This window comes from Xenophilus sp. (assembly GCF_044462705.1).
GTDB classification, from domain to species: Bacteria; Pseudomonadota; Gammaproteobacteria; order Burkholderiales; family Burkholderiaceae_C; genus Xenophilus; species Xenophilus azovorans.
This window is the reverse complement of sequence record NZ_JBIQNC010000297.1, coordinates 1-1,835: the sequence shown is the minus strand read 5'-3', so window position 1 is coordinate 1,835 and position 1,835 is coordinate 1. Positions and strand designations below refer to the sequence as shown.

Annotated in this window: 2 protein-coding genes; both read left to right on the top strand. The window is 74.5% G+C overall.

What is annotated here, in order from left to right:
- On the top strand, positions 1-940 hold a 940-nt coding region (locus ACIY1X_RS25040), incomplete at its 5' end, for a 2-hydroxyacid dehydrogenase (protein WP_399686017.1).
- Positions 937-1,835 (top strand): LacI family DNA-binding transcriptional regulator (locus ACIY1X_RS25035; protein ID WP_399686014.1); only part of this gene is annotated, 899 nt, incomplete at its 3' end. The genes ACIY1X_RS25040 and ACIY1X_RS25035, both read left to right, overlap by 4 nt.

Here is a 1,835-nt window from a genome sequence, read left to right as displayed (position 1 = left end):
CGACCAGCTGGCCCGCCTGCAGGCCGTGCACGACGTGACGGTGGCCGACCCCAAGCAGGACCGCGCCGCCTTCGACGCCGCGCTGCCCGAAGCGCACGGCCTGATCGGCTCCAGCTTCCCCATCGACGCCGCCGTGCTGGACCGCGCGCCGAAGCTGGAGGCGGTCTCCAGCGTCTCGGTCGGGGTGGACAACTACGCGCTGGCCGAGCTGCACCGCCGCGGCATCCTGCTCGCCCACACGCCCGGCGTGCTCGACGAGACGGTGGCCGACACCGTGTTCGCGCTGCTGATGGCGGCCAGCCGTCGCGTGGTCGAGCTGGCCAACCTGGTGCGCGAGGGCCGCTGGACGAAGAACATCGGCGAGGACCTGTTCGGCCACGACGTGCACGGCAAGACGCTCGGGCTGCTGGGGTTCGGGCGCATCGGCCAGGCCATCGCGCGGCGCGCGGCGCTGGGCTTCGGCATGCCGGTGCGCTACCACGCGCGCCGGCCGGTCGACCTGGCGGCGCAGGCGCCCGAGCTGCAGGGCAGGGCCGTCCGCACGCCGCTGGCGGAGCTGCTGGCGCAATCGGACTTCGTGGTGGCGATGCTGCCGCTGACGGAGCACACGCGCGGGATGATCGACGCCGGCGTCTTCGCGCAGATGAAGCCCGGCGCCGTCTTCATCAACGGCGGCCGCGGCCAGACGGTGGACGAGGCTGCGCTGCTCGCCGCGCTGGACGGCGGCCGCCTGCGTGCCGCCGGGCTGGACGTGTTCGCGAAGGAGCCGCTGCCGGCCGATTCGCCGCTGCGCACCCATCCGCGCGTGACGCCGCTGCCGCACATCGGCTCGGCCACGCACGAGACGCGGCACGCGATGGCCGAGCTGGCCACGAGCAACCTGCTGGACGCGCTGGCGGGCCGGCGGCCGGCGGCGCTCTACGACACGTCCGCGGCATGAACAGGGGAACCCCGCGCCGCGCCACCATCGCCGACGTGGCGCGCGCCGCCGGCGTCTCCAAGGCCACCGTCTCGCGCTTCTTCAACCACCGCGAGCGGCTGCTGTCCGACGACATCGCGGCCCGCGTGCAGGCCGCCACCGAGCAGCTCGGCTACGTGCCCAGCCCGATGGCGCAGGCACTCAGCCGCGGGCGTTCGCGCCTCATCGGCCTGATCGTGGCCGACATCACCAACCCCTACTCGGTGGCCGTGCTGCGCGGCGCCGAGAAGGCCTGCCAGGAGGCCGGCTACCTGGTGATGCTGTTCAACCTGGGCAATGAGACGGGCCGCGAGCGCGAGGCCATCGACGCGCTGACCGGCTACCAGGTGGACGGCTTCATCCTCAACACCCTGGGCCGCGGCGCGGGCGTGGTCGATGCCGTGGCCACGCACGGCAAGCCGGCGGTGCTGGTGGACCGGCGGCATGCCGGCATGCACGCCGACTTCGTCTCGCTGGACAACGCCGGCGCGATGGCGCAGGCCTGCGAGCACCTGCTGGCCGGCGGCTGGCGCGAGCTGCTGTACGTCACCGAGCCGCAGAAGGGCGTGAGCACGCGGCGCGAGCGTGCCGCCGCCTTCGCGGCCTGCATGACGGCGTACCCGAAGCAGGCGCGCGGCGAGGTCTTCGAGAGCGAGGAGGGCGCCGACGACGCCCTGCAGGACGCGCTGCGCGCCCTGCGCCGCCGCGCCGGAAAGACGCGCCGGCCGGCGGTGGTCGCCGGCAACGCGGTCGTGACGCTGCGCGTGGCGGCGGCCATGCGCCGGCTGGGCTGGCGGTTCGGGCAGGAGCTGGGCTTCGTCGGCTTCGACGACCCCGAGTGGGCGCAGCTCATCGGCCCGGGCCTGTCGACCATCGC